The following is a 17,083-nucleotide window of genomic DNA, read 5'->3' as shown; positions in this document are numbered from 1 at the left end:
CTGGCTAGATGAAAATACTTTACAAGAAAAAAAGCAGGGAATCAGCCCCTGCCTACTTCATTTTTATTGTAAAAAGCTCTGTTTGTCCTTTTTTCGCTTCATTTGCGCCTGCAAATTGCAAAGGCTCCGCGGCATCGCCGTTCATAATGACCATAGGGATGACGGTGCTGCTTGCTTTTTCTTTTATTAAATCCAGATCGCAGGTTAAAAGCAGGTCGCCTGTCTTGATTTTGTCCCCTTCTTTTACGTGTGCTTCAAAGCCTTCTCCGTTCATGTTGACGGTATCCAAACCGACATGTATCAAAAGTTCCGCTCCGGAAAGGGTGCGGATGCCGACTGCGTGTTTTGTATGAAACAGCTGAATCACTTCTCCCTCAGCCGGTGAAACAATATCTCCGTTTGCAGGTTCGATGGCGATCCCGTCCCCCATCATTTTTTGTGAAAATACGGGATCCGGCACTGAAGCCAAATCCATCACCGCTCCGTCAGCCGGAGAAAAAATCACTTCCTCGGCCGGCTTTTTCCGGCTGTCTCCCAATCCGAATAATTTTTTCAGCAATGTGTTGTGCTCCCCTTCCTAAATGTGAGTCCGTTACCAGTTTATTCTCCACTATTTAACCATACTTTCTTTTTTCCTTCAATTCTTAACCATACGGGATAACAGCGCATAGTCTGTTGTAAAAAGGCGGTGATCCTATGGAACAAAATGAAGACGATAAACGTTATTTGGAAAGAAATGAAGACATCCTCAGCCATGCGATGGATCAATTTTTTCACTCAGGCCCCTTCTCAGAATTGATGCAGGGTTTTCAGCATCTTGTCAATTCTGCTTTTACTGAAGCACAAGTAACGATTGACGTCAGAGAAGAGCCCTCGGGCCTTGCGGTTGACATCAGCGTCCCTCCGACGTTCCGTGACGGGGATATGCTGGTGGAAACGAAAGGGTGCTACCTCCACGTAACAATCCGGCACGATCACAAGCAAGCCCATTCATCCCATGTGTCTTCAAGCATGACAAGAACCGTCGTCCTCCCTTATGAGGTGCGTGAAGAAGATATGGAAACATCCTGGAATGAGCACACGCTTACCATCTTTTTACCTAAAAAATAAGCATGAATGATACTATCATTCATGCTTTTTATTTAAAGATACTGGTAAATCCTTTCACCAGCGATCCGACCTGGTTTACGGCGCTTACCATCTGCCCCGTCGTATCTATCATTTTATTAAAGTCAAACTGTCCATTTGTCTTTTTAAACTGGGAGAGTATCCCTGAGAATTGGGAAGGCTGTTGCTGATTCGGTCTGGGAACGGGGTAAGGATTCACAAATCCCGGCGGCCCCCCGGGCATGCCTGCCTGAGGCGGGGCGGGAGTGTACGGCTGCTGCATATGACCGTATTCCTGATTCGGATAAAATTGAGGCGGAAACTGCCCTTGCTGATGATACGGCGGCTGCTGTATTTGCTGCGGATACGGCTGCGGCTGTAATGGCTGCATCTGCTGCTGATTCGGCTGCTGCAGCGGCTGTATCTGCTGCGGATAGAAATATCCCGCCGGCTGCTGGTACATATTTTGATACGGCTGCGCTCTCCATTGCATATGACATTCCCCCTGTGCCTCTCGCTTAGTTTCTTCTATATATGTATGAATCCCGCCTTGGTTATGTGCTTTCGGAAAGCCTCATCTTTGTCAAATGCTGTCGAAAGTCTTAATTTTTTAAAAACAGAAAAAAGTCGAATCGTTATGTTAACATAATCTCAACATACATGAGAGGGGATGCACCATTATGAACGTATCATACTTAAGAAAACGTTTTGCAGAAGTGAAAAAATATGAAACAGATTGTGCAGATAAACTGATGGACTTTGCCAAGTTCCTCTATATTCAAGGCCATCTCACCGCAACCGAATTTCGTAACAGTATGAAGGTTCTCGAAGCAAGTGGAGCAGAAAACCCGGCGTATGAATAACATACCCGACCCCTTTATATAAAAGAAGGCAGCTGTTTCAGCTGCCTTCTTTTTCAATTTCATCTCTCAATATACGAAGCGTATATAAAACAGATTCAGTTAGATCCTTGTATCTTTTTTTATGAATATGATGAACATATGATTGGAGGATCAGCTCTCCGAAATTTTCTGAAACGGCCTGAATTTGGGCGTGATGAACGTATTTCGGACGGTTTTCCTGAATAAACGCAAGCGCTGCTTCAGTCCAAATCGCGCAAAGCCGGTCTTTTTTTTCAACATCGGGTTTAATCACATCAAAAAAATCATATGAACGGCCGGTTTCTTTTCCTTCCTGATATCTTCTGTCGGCTTCAAGAGCCGCCTCTATCATTTGTACTGTCAGTTTCAATAACGACTGTGTCTGCAAACGGACTCACCTCAGTACATATCGTACCAAAGTTTTCACATAAAATCAGCTGATCCGGCAGGCTCTCGGCAAATCCTTTTTACGACGGTCAGTCAAAAACAGATCATCAATACAAACATGAAGCTCGCGGGCCTCTTCTTCAATGCGGGCAAGCCGGTCCTGCCTGATTTCTTCAGCTTCCGCCTGACAGGACTTAACTGCCTGTGTAAGCGTCTTTTCAGCGGCAGAAATCCGGACTTCGATATCAGAAAGCAGACGGAGAATATCAGCCTTACTCGTGTAAACAGACATTCATATTCCTCCCTTTTGTCACTTGCGTCTCTCCTGATATAATTCTCGTTTTCATACCGCTCTCCTCCGCACCTGACAAAACTAGAAGCAGTTCGGCAAACAAACAGATATTAACCTAAAAGACGGACTTTTCGACAAAAAAGTGCCGCAAACTTTGTATGAACCGGCACGTTAATGCAAACGATACAGTTGAGGAGGTGCCGTATGAAAACGAGACCGAAAAATGCAGGTAAACAGCAAAAAAACGAATCAAAAACGACTGATACGCTTGATAAAAAATTAGGCGGCCCAAACCGCCCTTCTACGTAAGACACCGCCCGAAACCGCAGCGAACGGTTTCGGGCTTTTTATTTTTTAAGCCACTCTTTAACCGCGAAAAGCGCGTGGAGCTCCCGCCTTTTCTGTAAATACCAGTCCGTCAGTTCAAGCTGTTTCGGCATTTTCTCCTGTAAAAAAGCCCCTTTCCTTAACCTTTTTTGAAACCAATCCGCCTTTTTGCCGTCTAATGAGTGGGCAACAATCGGATAAGTTGTCCTCAGCATCGGTGACGTTCTTTTTTTGATGCCGATCATTTTCTCCATATCAAAGCGCGAGCCGGTATGAGGAACGGTATCGAGAAAACGGTAAAAAGAAGCGTGAAGATCAGGACTGAACAAAAGACGGGCAAGCTGTTTTCCGAGCGTAATTCTTTCTTCTGTTTTTGAAAACCGTTTGACGGAAATTCCGTATAAACATCCGTCAAATGAGGGGAATATCACTGTGTTAAAGTGAAACCAATCACTTAAATAAAAAGGAATCGTACCAAAAACATTCTTTTTAAACGAAGGATTTTGTATAATAGGTGCTTGGATAGTGTTTTGTTCATTTATAATAAGAGCATACATGAGCCGTTCCGTATCCCCGTCACGCCAAAAGCGGAGCCATTCTTCCTGCATGAAAGCCGAGACGCGGAAATGCGGAAGATGACAGAAAAGAGGTTCGCCGATCTGTTTTGACCACTGGTAGATCAGAAGCTGAGGATAGGCATCAGAAAAAATCAGCCAATTCGCCCTCTCATACGAAAGGAAAAACCAGTTTTTCTGCCTGCTGTCAAGACCCTCCTGATAAAGGACGCCTCTTAAATCAGTCATCGACCAGCCCGCATTGCGGGACACAAAAGATGCCAAAAGCGGCCATTTGATTTCAGGATGGCGGTCATAATATGCTTTATAGGCATTTGTCCGGGAAATGTTATCGGCATTTCTTATTTTCGTCTCTTTTTCGATCTGATGAAGAATGGCTGTTACGGTCTGTCGTTTATGCACGTTCATTCACTTCCGTCACTATGAGTTTGATAAGGAGGATGGAAAAAGTGATTCGGTATCCGAATGGAAAAACTTTTCAGCCGAACAAAACGGTTTCATCCCAAAACAGCCAGAAACGGTCCCATTCATACAGTAATCGCGGCATGACCCTCGAAGACGACCTGAATGAAACGAATAAGTATTATCTGGCTAACCAAATTGCGGTTATTCACAAAAAGCCGACTCCCGTCCAGATTGTAAACGTCCATTATCCGAAAAGAAGCGCCGCAGTCATTAAGGAGGCTTATTTTAAGCAGTCTTCGACAACCGATTACAATGGGATTTATAAAGGGCGCTACATTGATTTCGAAGCAAAAGAAACAAAAAACAAAACGGCATTTCCCCTGCAGAATTTTCATGACCATCAAATTGAGCACATGAAGCAGGTGGTCAGGCAAGACGGCATTTGTTTTGTTATTATATCCGCTTTCGAAAAGGTTTATTTCCTCGAGGCCGACAAGCTGTTTGTCTTTTGGGAGAGAAAGGAGAACAACGGCAGAAAGTCGATTCGCAAAGACGAATTAGAAGATGCTTCCTTTCCGATTTCCCTTGGATACTCACCGAGAATTGATTATATTAGTATTATTGAACAGCTTTATTTTTCGCAGGGACAGTAGACTGAGCGAAAGGTTGATTAACGAAAGGTTGAGATGTTATGTCAGATCAATTTAAGAGCCGTGAAGAACGCCGCAAGGCTAGGCAGACGAAAAGCCCCAAGTCTTCTTCACCGAAAAAAGGAAAGAAACAGCGTAAAGGCGGTTTATTCAAAAAGATTGTGCTGTCTTTGGTTATTCTGTTTGTCCTTGGCATAGTCGGCGGAGCCGCGGCATTTGCCGTTTTAGTTTCCGGTGCGCCGTCTTTGGACGAAGCCAAGCTGAAAACGCCTTATTCTTCAACAATTTACGATAAAAACGGCAAAGAAATCGCGGAAGTGGGCGGCGAAAAACGAACGTACGTCCCGATTAAAGATATACCCGATGTTGTGAAAGAAGCATTTATTGCAACAGAGGACGCCCGTTTTTATAAGCACCACGGAATAGACCCGATCCGGATCGGCGGCGCCTTGGTCGCCAACTTTACGGATGGTTTCGGTTCAGAGGGAGGAAGCACGATCACCCAGCAGGTTGTGAAAAACTCGCTTTTGACCCATCAAAAAACGATTAAACGGAAAGCACAGGAAGTGTGGCTTTCACTGCAGCTGGAGCGCCATTATTCTAAAGATGAAATCTTAGAAATGTATTTAAACAGAATTTATTTCTCACCGCGCGCCTACGGCGTCGGTAAAGCGGCTGAAGAATTCTTCGGCGTAAAAGATTTGAGCAAGCTTACGGTTGAACAGGCGGCAACGCTTGCCGGAATGCCGCAAAGCCCGACAGGATATAATCCGGTTAAAAACCCGAAGGCTTCCGAAAAACGCCGGAACATCGTTCTCAGCTTGATGGAAAAACAAGGATTCATCTCAAATTCTGAATACCAAAAGGCGAAGAAAGTGTCCATGAAAGATGAAGGCGTCGTCAGCCAAAAGGAATACGATAAAAAGGACACAAATAAATACAGCGCTTTTGTCGAAGAAGTCATGAAAGAAATTGAGACAAAAGAAAAGAAAGACGTCAATATTTCAACTGACGGATTAAAAATTTACACGACCCTTGATACGAAAGCACAAGATTATCTTGATCAATTGATGAACGGCGACACGGCCGGCTTTACCGAAGGCATGCAGGGCGGCGTCACGCTCCTTGATACGACAAACGGAGAAATCCGCGCCATCGGACCGGGTCGGAATAGAACTACCGGGGGATTCAATTATGCAACACAAGGTAAAACCCAGCCCGGTTCAACGATAAAACCGATTCTTGATTATGGGCCGGTCATTGAAAATAAAAAATGGTCGACGTATGAGCAGATTGACGACTCAGCTTATACGTACTCTGACGGCACTCCGATTCACGACTATGACAATAAATACAGAAATATGATATCAATGCGAGAGGCCCTCGCAGACTCGCGTAATATTCCGGCTCTGAAGGCATATCAAGCAGCCGGTAAAGATAATGCGGTCGACTTCGCAAACGTCTTAGGACTAGGATTAAACAAAGACAGTGTAACGGAATCTTATTCTATCGGAGGATTTGGTGAGGATAACCGTGGTGTATCTACTATGACCATGGCAGGCGCCTACAGTGCGTTCGGAAATAACGGAACGTACAATGAACCGCATGCGGTCACATCGATTGAATTTAATGATGGCACTAAGCTTGATTTAACGCCAAAACCGAAAAGTGCTATGAGCGATTACACGGCATTCATGATCACCGATATGCTTAAAACAGTAGTACAGTCAGGAACAGGGAGACTAGCTCAAGTACCGAACGTGGAAGTCGCCGGTAAAACGGGTACGACAAACTTTACTAAAGGTGATATTCAAAAATATAACATTGCTCCAGGCGGAGTCCCAGACTCATGGTTTGTCGGCTACACTCCTCAATACACAGCGGCGGTTTGGACCGGTGTAGAGCCTGGTAACAAAGCAGGCAAAAAATCACTGTCATCGACAGACCAACAAGTTGCAAAACGAATTTTCCAAAAGCTGATCTCATATGTTGATGACGGTAAAGGAAGCTTCAAGCAGCCTGACAGCGTCGTGAAAGAAACAGTTGAGAAAGGCTCGAACCCCGCCGCTTTAGCCGGACCGAATACGCCGGATGATAAAAAAGTGACGGAGTACTTCGTGAAAGGAACGGAGCCTACTGCCGTTTCTAAAACGTACGCAAAAGAAAAAGCCGATAAACCGACTGGCTTGCAAGTGAAATACGACAAAGATAAAAAATCATTAACTTTAAGCTGGGATTATGACGGCGATGCAACATTCAATGTCAAACAATCCGTTGACGGAGGAAGCTACAGTGACATTCAAAACAGTTCGGCAAAAGAAGCCGTCGTTTCAAATGTCACCCCTGGGTCCACATACAGCTTCCAGGTGACAGCGGAAAATGATGACGGAAAAAGCGATACGGCATCAGCATCTTTCAAAGTTCCGAAAGATGAAGAAGACAATGCAGATAAAGATAAAGCGACTGACGATGAACAGAAACCTGATGATAAGGATAAAGACAAGACCCAAACCGATGATTCGAAAACAGACGATAATCAAACAGATACGTCAGACGGATCGGATCAATCACCAACCGATGACCCGAATAAAAATCCGGACCAATCCGATCAGGATCAAACGGATAATAACAATCCGAATCAGCCTGGTAACGGGACGGATAACAATGGACAGCAAGATAACGGCTCTGATAATGGTTCCGATACCGGTTCAGACGGTTCGAAAAAACCTGACAGCGGTCAGAAGGACAAAAACCAAGACTCATCTTCAAATGTCAACGGGCAGTCCAATTCGTCAACCATCCAGTCAAATCCCGCTCATTAGCGGACGGAATCCTTCACCTCAAACAGGTGAAGGATTTTTTTCATACAAAAAAACCTCCTTTTCTTATAAGGAGGTTTTTATAATTTGTTCATAGCTTCATATTTATGATATTGTTTTGTCATCTCCGTCATCAATTCGTCCAGTTGAATAAACGAGTGAAATTGAGTCGGTTTTGTTAAAATAAACGCCACTCTCTCTGCCCAATTAATCGGCTCCGCGGGAAAATGCTTTGTTTCAAGCACAGACCAATCAAGTGAGGTGACCCGCTCCCCTGCCGTCCAATGAAACGCGGCAATCAGACAGGCAATCCCCTTCAGCATATCATTTTGATCACACCTGGATTTTCTTGTTTGAAAAACGGGAAGAAGCGCTTCTTTCGTTTCGTTCCAAATCTGAAAAAGAAACGGAACATATTCGCTCCTTTCCGTCCACGGCTTCACTTTTGGCTGACTGCTGAAATCCATATACAGCGGATGCCGGCGCAAAGCCGCTTTGACCTCTAAGCTATCCAGATCCGTAAGACTGCGCAAGTATGTTTCATAGCCTGCCAGAATATTAATCGCCGTCACCGTTTCACCAGCCCTTTTTTGTCACGCTTTTGCCCTTCCCTGCATAACGAAAGCAAAGGACATTCCGCACAGCGGGGAGATTGCGCTTTACAATGATACCGCCCGAAAAATATTAATCTGTGATGTGTGACAGACCAATCCTCTTTGGGTACTTTTTTCATTAATGTTTTCTCTACTTCCAATACAGAGTCCTTCCAGCGGCAGATGCCTAGCCTTTTCGAGACCCGTTCCACATGAGTGTCCACAGCGATTGCAGGTACGCCGAAAGCAACGGATACGACCACATTTGCCGTTTTCCGTCCGACACCCGGCAGCTTCACTAGCTCATCCCGGTCTTTCGGCACTTCACCGCCGTACTCTTCGATGATCATTTTGCTCAGTTTTTGAATATTTTTGGCTTTATTTCGGTACAGTCCGATTGATTTAATATCCTGCTGAAGTTCTTCCAGCGGAACGGCAAGATAATCTTCAGGCCGTTTATATTTTTGAAATAGCGTTTTTGTCACTCTGTTGACGAGAGCATCCGTACATTGCGCAGATAAAGCGACTGCCACAACCAGTTCGAAAGGATTTGAATGGACAAGTTCACATTCTGCGTGCGGAAACATATCACCGATTTTATCTAGACAATATTCAATCTGCTTTAAATTTAACACGTTTCTCCCCTTCTCAAGTTACTGTTCCAGCCAATTGTAAAAAGGCACCTGTCTCGTATACTCTTTTTGCGGTTCATTTTGTTTCGTCTGAACCCGCCGGAATTTTTGGCTGTGCGCCTTCGCCTGCTCAACCGTTTTGAAGCCGTTCTTTTTCCATTCAAATAAAATCCGGTCAATATAGCGAAAACTGAGCTTTCCTGATAAGACAGCTTCTTTTAGCGCATGTTTAATCAGAATCGCGTCATGCTGATCCTGGTCCTGCCATATGGCCAGCGTCTCACATTCAAGCGGAGACAGCGGTCTTCCAAACTCTTCTTCAAAGATGGTGTACAGGCTTTTTTGTTCTCTTTCTGACGTTCTTTCCTGCGTTTCATTTTGTGAATGCTGCATGTAATCATACAGCTTCGCCCATAAAGGCTGCAGAGAATATTTTTCGAACTTTATGCCGTTATGGTCTTCACATTCTTCAATAAACAGAAAACCTTTTTGAATGAACATTCTCAGGCAGCTTGTACATTCTTCCGCAGAAATGGACATCCCTGACTGCAGTTCAAACGGCGTCGGAAAATAAGAACCCTTTTCCAAATGCATTTTAATCTTTAAAAGCAGAATCAATTCGGTTTCATTCAGACCGAGCTGCCGGTAATGTGTCAGCAGCAGGTTGGGAATGCTTGAAATACCGAGTTCCTGCATATCTATAAATTGCTGTTTTTTCATCTCTACACCTCTTACTGTAAAAGGTTATCTCCGGGAGCTTTCCCCTTTACTTAGAAAAAGTCTCCCTTGCAGGAGACTTCGTTTTTTAAAACTATTACGGATACAGACGGTTCAGAAGTCTCGGGAACGGAATTGTTTCACGCACGTGAGGCGCTCCGCTGATCCAAGCCACTGTCCGCTCAAGTCCGAGGCCGAAGCCTGAGTGCGGAACAGAACCGTATTGTCTGAGTTCAGCATACCATTTGTAAGCATCTGAATCCAGACCGTGTTCTTTTAATCTTTCTTCCAATAAATCCATATCGTGAACGCGTTCAGATCCGCCGATGATTTCCCCGTAGCCTTCCGGAGCGATTAAATCGGCACATAGCACGACATCGTCACGATCTTTGGCAGGCTGCATATAAAACGGTTTTAATGAAGTCGGATAATGAGTGATAAACACCGGTTTGTCATAGCTTTCTGCAATCGCTGTTTCATGCGGCGCACCAAAGTCATCTCCCCATTCAATATCGTCGAATCCTTTTTCTTTCAGGAACTCGATCGCTTTATCGTACGTAATGCGCGGGAAAGGCGCTTTGATTTGTTCTAATTTGGACGTGTCTCTTCCCAGTGTGTTCAGCTCGATCTTACAATGTTCCAGCACGCTTTGTACGATGTAAGAAACATAATTCTCCTGAACTTCAAGGTTTTCTTCAAATTCAACAAATGCCATTTCAGGCTCAATCATCCAGAATTCGATGAGATGGCGTTTCGTTTTTGATTTTTCCGCTCTGAATGTCGGTCCGAATGAGAATACTTTTCCCAGCGCCATTGCAGCAGCTTCCATATACAGCTGGCCGCTTTGAGACAAGAAGGCGTCTTCATCAAAATATTTTGTCGCGAACAGCTCAGTCGTGCCTTCAGGAGCGCTTCCTGTCAAAATAGGCGGATCAACTTTCACGAAACCTTCTTTGTTGAAAAATTCATAAGTCGCACGGATGATTTCGTTGCGGATTTTCATAATCGCGTGCTGGCGTTTCGAACGGAGCCACAAATGTCTGTGGTCCATTAAAAATTCCGTGCCGTGCTCTTTAGGTGTAATCGGATAATCTGTCGCTTCGTGAATGACTTCAATGGATGTGACTGCAAGCTCATAGCCAAGCGGTGAACGCTCGTCTTCTTTTACAATCCCTTTTACGTAAAGTGACGTTTCCTGCGTCACTGATTTCGCGATTTGGAAGATGTTTTCTTCAACTTCAGCTTTGACGACAACTCCCTGAATGAAGCCTGTACCGTCTCTCAGCTGTAAAAATGCGATTTTACCGCTTGAGCGTTTATTTGCGACCCAAGCTCCAATCGTTACTTCCTCGCCTGTGTGTTTATACACTTGGTTGATTGTTGTTTTCAAAATCTTTCCCTCCAGAACAAGAAAGACATTCAGGAATCTGCCTGAATCTCTTTTTTCATCACTTTATTATACCCGTTCTACTCTTACGGGGTCAATGCAGATGAAAAGCGGCTTCAAAAGCCGCTTTTTCAGAATCAGCTATGTTTTTCCGTGAAGCGGCGGATTCTTTCGACCGCTTCTTCTAAAAGATCAAGTGACGTTGCGTAAGATAAACGGACGTTGTCCGGTGAGCCGAAGCCGGAGCCCGGTACGATGGCGACTTTTTCTTCTTCCAGAAGCGCCTTCACGTATTCATCAACATCTTTGAATCCGCAGTTTTCTGCTGCCGCTTTGGCGTTAGGGAACAAGTAAAATGCCCCTTCAGGCTTGACACAGGTATATCCGGGAATTTCGCTGAGCTGAGCATAGATGGTATTCAGTCTGTGCTCAAATGCCTGTCTCATCTCTTCCAGCGGTTCAGCAGGTCCGTTATATGCCGCAATGGCGCCGTATTGAGCGATAGACGTCGGATTTGACGTGCTGTGGCTCGCAAGGCTCGTCATCGCTTTAATAATCGTCTCAGATCCCGCCGCATAACCGATTCTCCAGCCCGTCATGCTGTGGGATTTCGACACGCCGTTGATGATGACCGTCTGCTCTTTCAATTCATCGGAAAGCTGTGCGATTGAGACGTGTTTTTTTCCTCCGTATGTAAGCTTCTCATAAATTTCGTCAGAAACAATCAGAATGTCATGCTCCAGACACACTTTTCCGAGTTCACTAAGCTCTTCTTTCGTATACATGACACCTGTCGGATTGCTCGGTGAGTTGATAATGATTGCTTTTGTTTTCTCAGTGAGTGCCTGCTTCAGCTGCTCCGGTGAAATTTTAAACTGATTGGATTCCAGTCCTTCCACATAGACGGGACGTCCTCCTGCCAATTTCACCTGCTCAGGATAGCTTACCCAGTAAGGAGTCGGTATAATCACTTCGTCTCCTTCATCGAGAATGACCTGAAATAATGTATATAGGGCGTGCTTCGCTCCGGTGCAGACAATGATTTCTGACGGTTTATATTCAATCCCCTGGTCGTTTTTGAATTTTTCAGCGATGCTGTCTTTCAAGGCCGGCAGACCGCCTGAAGGCGTATATTTTGTGTGGCCTTCATTCATGGAACGCACCGCGGCATCTATAATGTGCTGAGGCGTATTAAAATCAGGTTCTCCTGCTCCGAGGCCGATGACATCATGGCCTTCTGCTTTCAGCTCTTTCGCTTTTGCGGTAATTGCAAGTGTTGCAGACGGTGTTAATGCGGATACTCTTTTTGCCAATTTCAACTTGAACTCCCCCTAATACGTCTCACGGTGTGATGTTTTTGAGAATCTTGCCGCTTGTAAAGTCCACATAGCTAAAACTATACTGCCCGTTTTTGTTGATGTAGGTCACTTCCCACAGCAGGACATCGTTTTCTCTCGCCAGGTGAACGTCATTCAGCTTTGAAACAAGCCCTGCGTCTTGAACGATTTTGGCAGCCTTGCCGCTTGAAATGCCGTCACTGGCTTTTTTCGAGAGAATTTTTGCTTTTTTGCCGGCCGGGACCCATACATACATGTCTTTTCCATGTTTATCCGTTCCGGAAACAACGTAATACTTCTGTTTACCGACAAAGGTTTCCACTTTCTCAGCATCTGTCAGATCCGTTTTTTCTTTAGCGGCTGCGGCTGCTGTGTCGTGGCCTTCTTCTTTTTGAGCCATTGCAGATTTAAAAATGCTGGCCGAAAATAAAAGAACCGCTAAAAAAATAATACCAAATACGGCTGTAAATATTAACGCTTTTTTTCTCATCTTTTTCACCTATGTGCGATAAATGGTGAAGACCGCTTCATTTTGATTTTCTTCGTCAAGCGCCAGTCCGAACATCAGATTATCTCTTTTCAAAGTCCGGTTTAATGTATCGACGATTTTATATAAATCATCTGAATGCTCCACATTAATTGTAGAAAGAATCTCAATTTTGCTTTCCATTTTTATACCCTCCATCGGTCGAACAAATTTTGTTAGTCATAACGGGATGCACGCGCGGCATAATAAAATCACAAGGCGGCATGAACCCGCTTTTACCATATAAACAATTCCTCATCCCACACCACGAAAGCCGCGTTTATGCGGCTTTTATTCCGTTTGGCTGACGTAATCCCCGAGTTCGGCATCCGTCAGTTCCAAAAGGGATGAAGTCGGGAGCGCATCAAGAAACAGCCGTCCGTATCCCGCCGTCTTTACACGCTGATCTAAAAGAACGATCGTTCCTTTGTCTCCCGCCGTACGGAGCAGGCGCCCGATTCCCTGTCTGAACGTTAACACGGCCTCAGGCAGAGAAATCGTCTGAAACGGGTTTTTCCCCTGCTTCTTGGCGAATTCACATTTTGCGGCATGAAGCGGATTATCAGGCGCCCGGAAAGGAAGCCTTGCAATCATGACGGTTGACAGTTCATCCCCCGGAAAATCAACGCCTTCCCAGAAATGATTCGTCCCGAGCAAAATCGCCCGGCTTGCCGTTTTAAAGGTTTTCATTAATTTACCGGGACTTCCGCCCGAGATGCCCTGGCCGAGAAGCTGAATGCCTGAGATCTCCATACTGAGTTTCAATTCCTGATACACTTTTTTCAGCATATCATGAGACGTAAACAGGATAAGAATCTTCGGCTGTTTTCCCTTTGACATGATTTCAGCATACTTGGCAATATGCTCAATAACTTCCCGCTCTCCGTCATATTTGAGGGATTTCATCTCTTTCGGAATGATGACGTTCATCTGATCATCATAAGAAAAAGGAGACGGGATGCTTTTGGTGCGCGGATAAAAATCCGACAGTCCGAGCCTTTCAATCATAAATTGAAAAGACTGCTCCACCATTAAGGTCGCTGATGTGAGCACTACGCTTTTTTTACGGGCGAAAAACTGGTCTGCCAGCATTTCACCGGGCTCCAGCGGCTGTGCATAGATGCTGACGGCGTTTTTTGCGCCCTTGGCATCAATTTCAATCCAAACGGCTTCTTTCTCATCATTTTCAAACAGCAGTCTGCTGAACGTATCGCGATATTCTTTCAGCCCTCTGATGCATTTTACATACTCGGCCGCTAAAAAAGCCGCTCCGCTCTTCATCTCATCAAGCTTCTGATGCAACAGTTTCTCCTGTACTGAAAACACGTCGAGCAGCTGATCCAGCATCGCGCAAAGCCGCTCCGCTCCGTCCGTTATCATGTAAAGGCCTTTATCCTGGCTTTTATGATTCAGACTATAGACGAGACGGTTCAGATCGTCTTTAGGTTTTCTTCGTTTGACAAAAGAATGCACCGAACTGAAAAATGCGTCACTTTCAGATTGAATATGCTTCATCCACTCATCGGCGTCAAAAAAACTTTCGGCCGGCAATTCATACGTATAAAACAGTTTTCTCATCCGCTTTAACAGCCCGTGTTCTTTTAATATTCCGATGCGGCTGAGCTTTGTGTGCAGCCCGATGTACGAAGCTCTCCGCCCTAGATGCTCGCTGGCGGCTCGTTCGAAATGATGCGCTTCGTCAATGATGACCGTTCCGCTTGCGGGCAGTTTTTTTGTTTCACTGCTTTGATCTGCAAACAGCAAAGCATGGTTGGTGATAATCAGATCTGCGGCCTGCGCTTTTTCTTTAGCCCGTTCATAAAATTCGGCGGCGGAGTTCTTCCCTTTTTTCAAAAAAGAATCCTCATCGTAAGACATGCGCTCCCACAGCAATCTGCCGCCCGAAGGCAGATTCAGCTCGGCGGCGTCGCCCGTTTCAGTCTCTGTCAGCCAGACGAGAAGCTGTGCTTTCGTCAGAACCGCATCATAGTTGTCATCTTCCTCATGCAGAATATGTTCAAACTTGCGCAAGCACAGATAATGCGATTTCCCTTTTAAAACAGCGGCCTTAACCGGCCATGGAAACATACGCTCCAAAAGCGGAATATCTTTAGCCATGATCTGCTGCTGCAAAAGAGTAGAGTACGTGCTGATTATGACGGGAGTCTGTTCCGCTTTAGCAAATAAGACAGCCGGAACGAGATAACCGATTGTTTTCCCGATGCCGGGCGCCGCTTCTATCAGCGCATGCTCCCGGTTGCAAAAGGCGCCAAGCACTTCATCCATCATCGCAAGCTGCCCTTTCCGCTTTTCATAGCGGGGGATGATGTCAGATAAGAGCTGTTCTTTTTCATCGTTCCATTTTTCAAGATCAATGGCAGCACTCACCGGAGGGGAAGCCGGAATTGGATCGGGCTCTTTAATTGAAAAAGACCCGTATGGAATGCAGCTTTCTTCTGCCGCCGGTCTGCTTTCATGTATAAAAGAATCCAAAAGCAGCGTCAAATCGCTGATAAAATGCTGTGAAAGCCTTCTAAGCTGCTTTAACGTCGGCAAAGGCAAATGTTTCAGTTTATGTAAAATGTCTAAAAAGATCAGCCCCGTAACCTCCGCATCACTGTCTGCGCGGTGAGGCCGGTCATGCACAATATTCAGCTCCGTGCACAATTCACCGAGCTTATACCCTTCAAGCCCCGGAAAAACAATACGCGAAAGCTCAACCGTATCAAGCACTTCACAATCCGGCAGCTCATAGCCCGCTTCGCTCAGTTCATGCCGGACAAATCCGAGGTCGAAATGAATATTGTGGGCAACAAAATACGCGCCGTCAAGCAGATGAAAAATCTCTTCTGCGACCGCTTCAAACGGCAGTTCATTTTCAACCATACCGGATGAAATGCCGGTCAGCTGTTCAATAAACGGCGGAATGGCCTGATTCGGATTGATATATTTTGAAAACCGCTCAGTTATTTGTCCATTTTCAATGACAACCGCTGCGATTTGAATGATTTTATCGCCCTTTTTCGGCGAATTTCCTGTTGTTTCGACATCTATGACAACGAACCGTTGCTTGTTCATTAAAATGGACACCTCAATTCTTGCATACGAGAAAAGTGTAACACGTTTTGCTGAGAAATGGAGCGGAAAAACAGCTTTTGCCCCTGAATCTTAAAAGAAAACCCCCATGAAGGGGGCTCTTTTACAAAATCGTGTGCGCCGGCTCCTGGCCCAGCATCTGCTCGATTTTATTCTGATCGTCCAAAACCGCCACCTTCGGCTGATGGCTTTTTGCTTCCTGATCAGACATCATTTGATAAGAAATAATAATGACTTTATCTCCTGGTTGGACGAGGCGGGCAGCAGCTCCGTTTAAACAGATCACGCCGCTCCCCCGCTTACCGGGAATAATATACGTTTCAAGTCTCGCTCCGTTGTTATTATTGACGATTTGAACTTTTTCATTAACGAGCATTCCGACGGCATCCAAAAGATCTTCATCAATCGTAATGCTGCCGACATAGTTCAAATTGGCTTCCGTCACGGTAGCGCGGTGCAGTTTTCCGGCCATCATAGTGCGGTACATATTATGATCTCTCCCATTCATCAATATCAATAATGATATTATCAATCAGTCTTGCTTTAGAAAATTGAACGGCACAGGCCAGAATAATCTTGCCGTTTAACGTTTTAAGCGGAGTCAGCTCCGGATAAGCGTACAATTCGGCATAATCAATGACGCCGCTTGTGTTTTCGATGATATCGGTGACGGTTTTTATGACGGTTTCCGGATTTCTTTCACCGTCTCTGACCAGTTCGGCACCTTGCTGCAATGCTTTATAGATCATCGGCGCTTCTTTGCGTTCCTGCTCAGTCAGATAGACGTTGCGAGAGCTTTTGGCAAGTCCGTCTTCTTCTCTGACCGTATCCACCGCAACCAATTCGATATCCATAAAGAAATCCTCAATCAATCCGTCCACAACTGCTGCCTGCTGGGCATCTTTCAGCCCGAAATAGGCGCGGGTCGGTTTAACGAGATTGAAAAACTTCGTCAGCACAGTAGCCACTCCGTCAAAATGACCGATGCGGGAGGCGCCGCATAACACGTCAGTTCTTCTTTTTACATGCACGGCAACATTTTGCTCGCCTTTATACATGTCACTTGCAGACGGCGTAAACAATACATCTGCCCCCGCCTGTTCTGCAAGCCGGGCATCGCGGTTTAAATCACGCGGATATGCTTCGTAATCCTCGCCCGGTCCGAATTGAGTCGGATTGACAAAGATGCTCATCACGACAATATCGTTTTCTTTGGTTGCTTTTTCAACCAGCGTCAGATGTCCTTCATGAAGAAAACCCATTGTTGGGACGAATCCGATCGTACGGCCTTCTGAGCGGTATTGCGCAATCAGTTCTTTCAGCTGTTGAGTTTCTGTCAGTTGTTTCATCGC

General features: G+C 45.3%; 20 protein-coding genes. 5 read left to right on the top strand and 15 right to left on the bottom strand.

Features of this window, described 5'->3' with window-relative positions; genetic code table 11:
- Positions 1-52: 52 nt before the first annotated feature.
- Positions 53-559: a PTS sugar transporter subunit IIA gene (locus ACH32G_RS13640; protein ID WP_016939058.1), complete on the bottom strand. Its 507-nt coding sequence runs from the start codon at positions 557-559 to the stop codon at positions 53-55.
- Between the two features lie 137 nt (positions 560-696).
- On the opposite strand from ACH32G_RS13640, the gene ACH32G_RS13635 reads away from it, so the two are divergent.
- On the top strand, positions 697-1,110 hold the full coding sequence (locus tag ACH32G_RS13635) for an Hsp20/alpha crystallin family protein (protein WP_045927220.1): 414 nt from the start codon (positions 697-699) through the stop codon (positions 1,108-1,110).
- A gap of 28 nt (positions 1,111-1,138) precedes the next feature.
- Here ACH32G_RS13635 and ACH32G_RS13630 read toward each other — a convergent pair whose 3' ends face one another.
- A complete protein-coding gene (locus ACH32G_RS13630) occupies positions 1,139-1,600 on the bottom strand; it encodes a YppG family protein (RefSeq protein WP_448814445.1) in 462 nt (153 codons plus the stop codon).
- Positions 1,601-1,787: 187 nt separating this feature from the next.
- On the opposite strand from ACH32G_RS13630, the gene ACH32G_RS13625 reads away from it, so the two are divergent.
- Positions 1,788-1,970 (top strand): YppF family protein, encoded by a 183-nt coding sequence (locus ACH32G_RS13625; protein ID WP_003153532.1) that lies wholly within the window; start codon positions 1,788-1,790, stop codon positions 1,968-1,970.
- A 37-nt stretch (positions 1,971-2,007) separates the two neighbouring features.
- Here the strand turns inward: ACH32G_RS13625 and ACH32G_RS13620 are convergent, their stop codons facing one another.
- Both ACH32G_RS13620 and ACH32G_RS13615 read right to left on the bottom strand, forming a co-directional pair.
- Positions 2,008-2,376, bottom strand: a complete 369-nt coding sequence (locus ACH32G_RS13620; RefSeq protein ID WP_045927218.1) for a YppE family protein — start codon at positions 2,374-2,376, stop codon at positions 2,008-2,010.
- A gap of 45 nt (positions 2,377-2,421) precedes the next feature.
- A complete protein-coding gene (locus ACH32G_RS13615) occupies positions 2,422-2,667 on the bottom strand; it encodes a DUF5446 family protein (RefSeq protein ID WP_016939062.1) in 246 nt (81 codons plus the stop codon).
- A gap of 204 nt (positions 2,668-2,871) precedes the next feature.
- On the opposite strand from ACH32G_RS13615, the gene sspM reads away from it, so the two are divergent.
- Positions 2,872-2,976, top strand: coding sequence for an acid-soluble spore protein SspM (sspM, locus tag ACH32G_RS13610; RefSeq protein WP_016939063.1), 105 nt, complete (start codon positions 2,872-2,874; stop codon positions 2,974-2,976).
- A gap of 38 nt (positions 2,977-3,014) precedes the next feature.
- On the opposite strand, the gene ACH32G_RS13605 is transcribed toward sspM, so the two are convergent.
- Positions 3,015-3,977, bottom strand: a complete 963-nt coding sequence (locus ACH32G_RS13605; protein ID WP_448814444.1) for a DUF2515 domain-containing protein — start codon at positions 3,975-3,977, stop codon at positions 3,015-3,017.
- A gap of 41 nt (positions 3,978-4,018) precedes the next feature.
- Between ACH32G_RS13605 and recU the strand changes: the two genes are divergently transcribed.
- Together recU and ACH32G_RS13595 are read left to right on the top strand one after the other, a co-directional pair.
- A complete protein-coding gene (gene recU / locus ACH32G_RS13600) occupies positions 4,019-4,627 on the top strand; it encodes a Holliday junction resolvase RecU (protein WP_029575375.1) in 609 nt (202 codons plus the stop codon).
- A gap of 38 nt (positions 4,628-4,665) precedes the next feature.
- Complete coding sequence (locus ACH32G_RS13595) at positions 4,666-7,446, top strand: PBP1A family penicillin-binding protein (RefSeq protein WP_448814443.1); 2,781 nt, start codon at positions 4,666-4,668, stop codon at positions 7,444-7,446.
- Between the two features lie 77 nt (positions 7,447-7,523).
- Here ACH32G_RS13595 and ACH32G_RS13590 read toward each other — a convergent pair whose 3' ends face one another.
- From ACH32G_RS13590 to panC, 10 genes are all read right to left on the bottom strand, one after another.
- Positions 7,524-8,015 (bottom strand): YpoC family protein, encoded by a 492-nt coding sequence (locus ACH32G_RS13590; protein ID WP_342007880.1) that lies wholly within the window; start codon positions 8,013-8,015, stop codon positions 7,524-7,526.
- Positions 8,012-8,671, bottom strand: a complete 660-nt coding sequence (nth, locus tag ACH32G_RS13585) for an endonuclease III (RefSeq protein WP_016939068.1) — start codon at positions 8,669-8,671, stop codon at positions 8,012-8,014. The genes ACH32G_RS13590 and nth overlap by 4 nt, the downstream gene beginning before the upstream one ends.
- 18 nt (positions 8,672-8,689) lie before the next feature.
- A complete protein-coding gene (dnaD, locus tag ACH32G_RS13580) occupies positions 8,690-9,388 on the bottom strand; it encodes a DNA replication protein DnaD (protein WP_016939069.1) in 699 nt (232 codons plus the stop codon).
- 94 nt (positions 9,389-9,482) lie between these two features.
- A complete protein-coding gene (asnS, locus tag ACH32G_RS13575; protein ID WP_016939070.1) occupies positions 9,483-10,775 on the bottom strand; it encodes an asparagine--tRNA ligase in 1,293 nt (430 codons plus the stop codon).
- Between the two features lie 134 nt (positions 10,776-10,909).
- Positions 10,910-12,091, bottom strand: coding sequence for a pyridoxal phosphate-dependent aminotransferase (locus ACH32G_RS13570; protein ID WP_047475738.1), 1,182 nt, complete (start codon positions 12,089-12,091; stop codon positions 10,910-10,912).
- A 22-nt stretch (positions 12,092-12,113) separates the two neighbouring features.
- Positions 12,114-12,599 (bottom strand): cell wall elongation/penicillin-binding protein regulator TseB, encoded by a 486-nt coding sequence (tseB, locus tag ACH32G_RS13565; RefSeq protein ID WP_047475737.1) that lies wholly within the window; start codon positions 12,597-12,599, stop codon positions 12,114-12,116.
- A 9-nt stretch (positions 12,600-12,608) separates the two neighbouring features.
- Positions 12,609-12,779, bottom strand: coding sequence for a YpmA family protein (locus ACH32G_RS13560; protein WP_003153512.1), 171 nt, complete (start codon positions 12,777-12,779; stop codon positions 12,609-12,611).
- 147 nt (positions 12,780-12,926) lie between these two features.
- Positions 12,927-15,713, bottom strand: a complete 2,787-nt coding sequence (gene dinG / locus ACH32G_RS13555; protein ID WP_448814442.1) for an ATP-dependent DNA helicase DinG — start codon at positions 15,711-15,713, stop codon at positions 12,927-12,929.
- 121 nt (positions 15,714-15,834) lie between these two features.
- Entirely contained in the window at positions 15,835-16,218 is a 384-nt protein-coding gene (gene panD, locus ACH32G_RS13550) for an aspartate 1-decarboxylase (protein WP_045927211.1), read from the bottom strand.
- A 1-nt stretch (position 16,219) separates the two neighbouring features.
- Entirely contained in the window at positions 16,220-17,080 is an 861-nt protein-coding gene (panC, locus tag ACH32G_RS13545; protein ID WP_095241712.1) for a pantoate--beta-alanine ligase, read from the bottom strand.
- Positions 17,081-17,083 lie beyond the last annotated feature (3 nt).

The organism is Bacillus sp. CIS52 (assembly GCF_053545315.1).
Note: the sequence above shows the minus strand (reverse complement) of the source record. Positions and strands in the feature narration are given on the sequence as shown.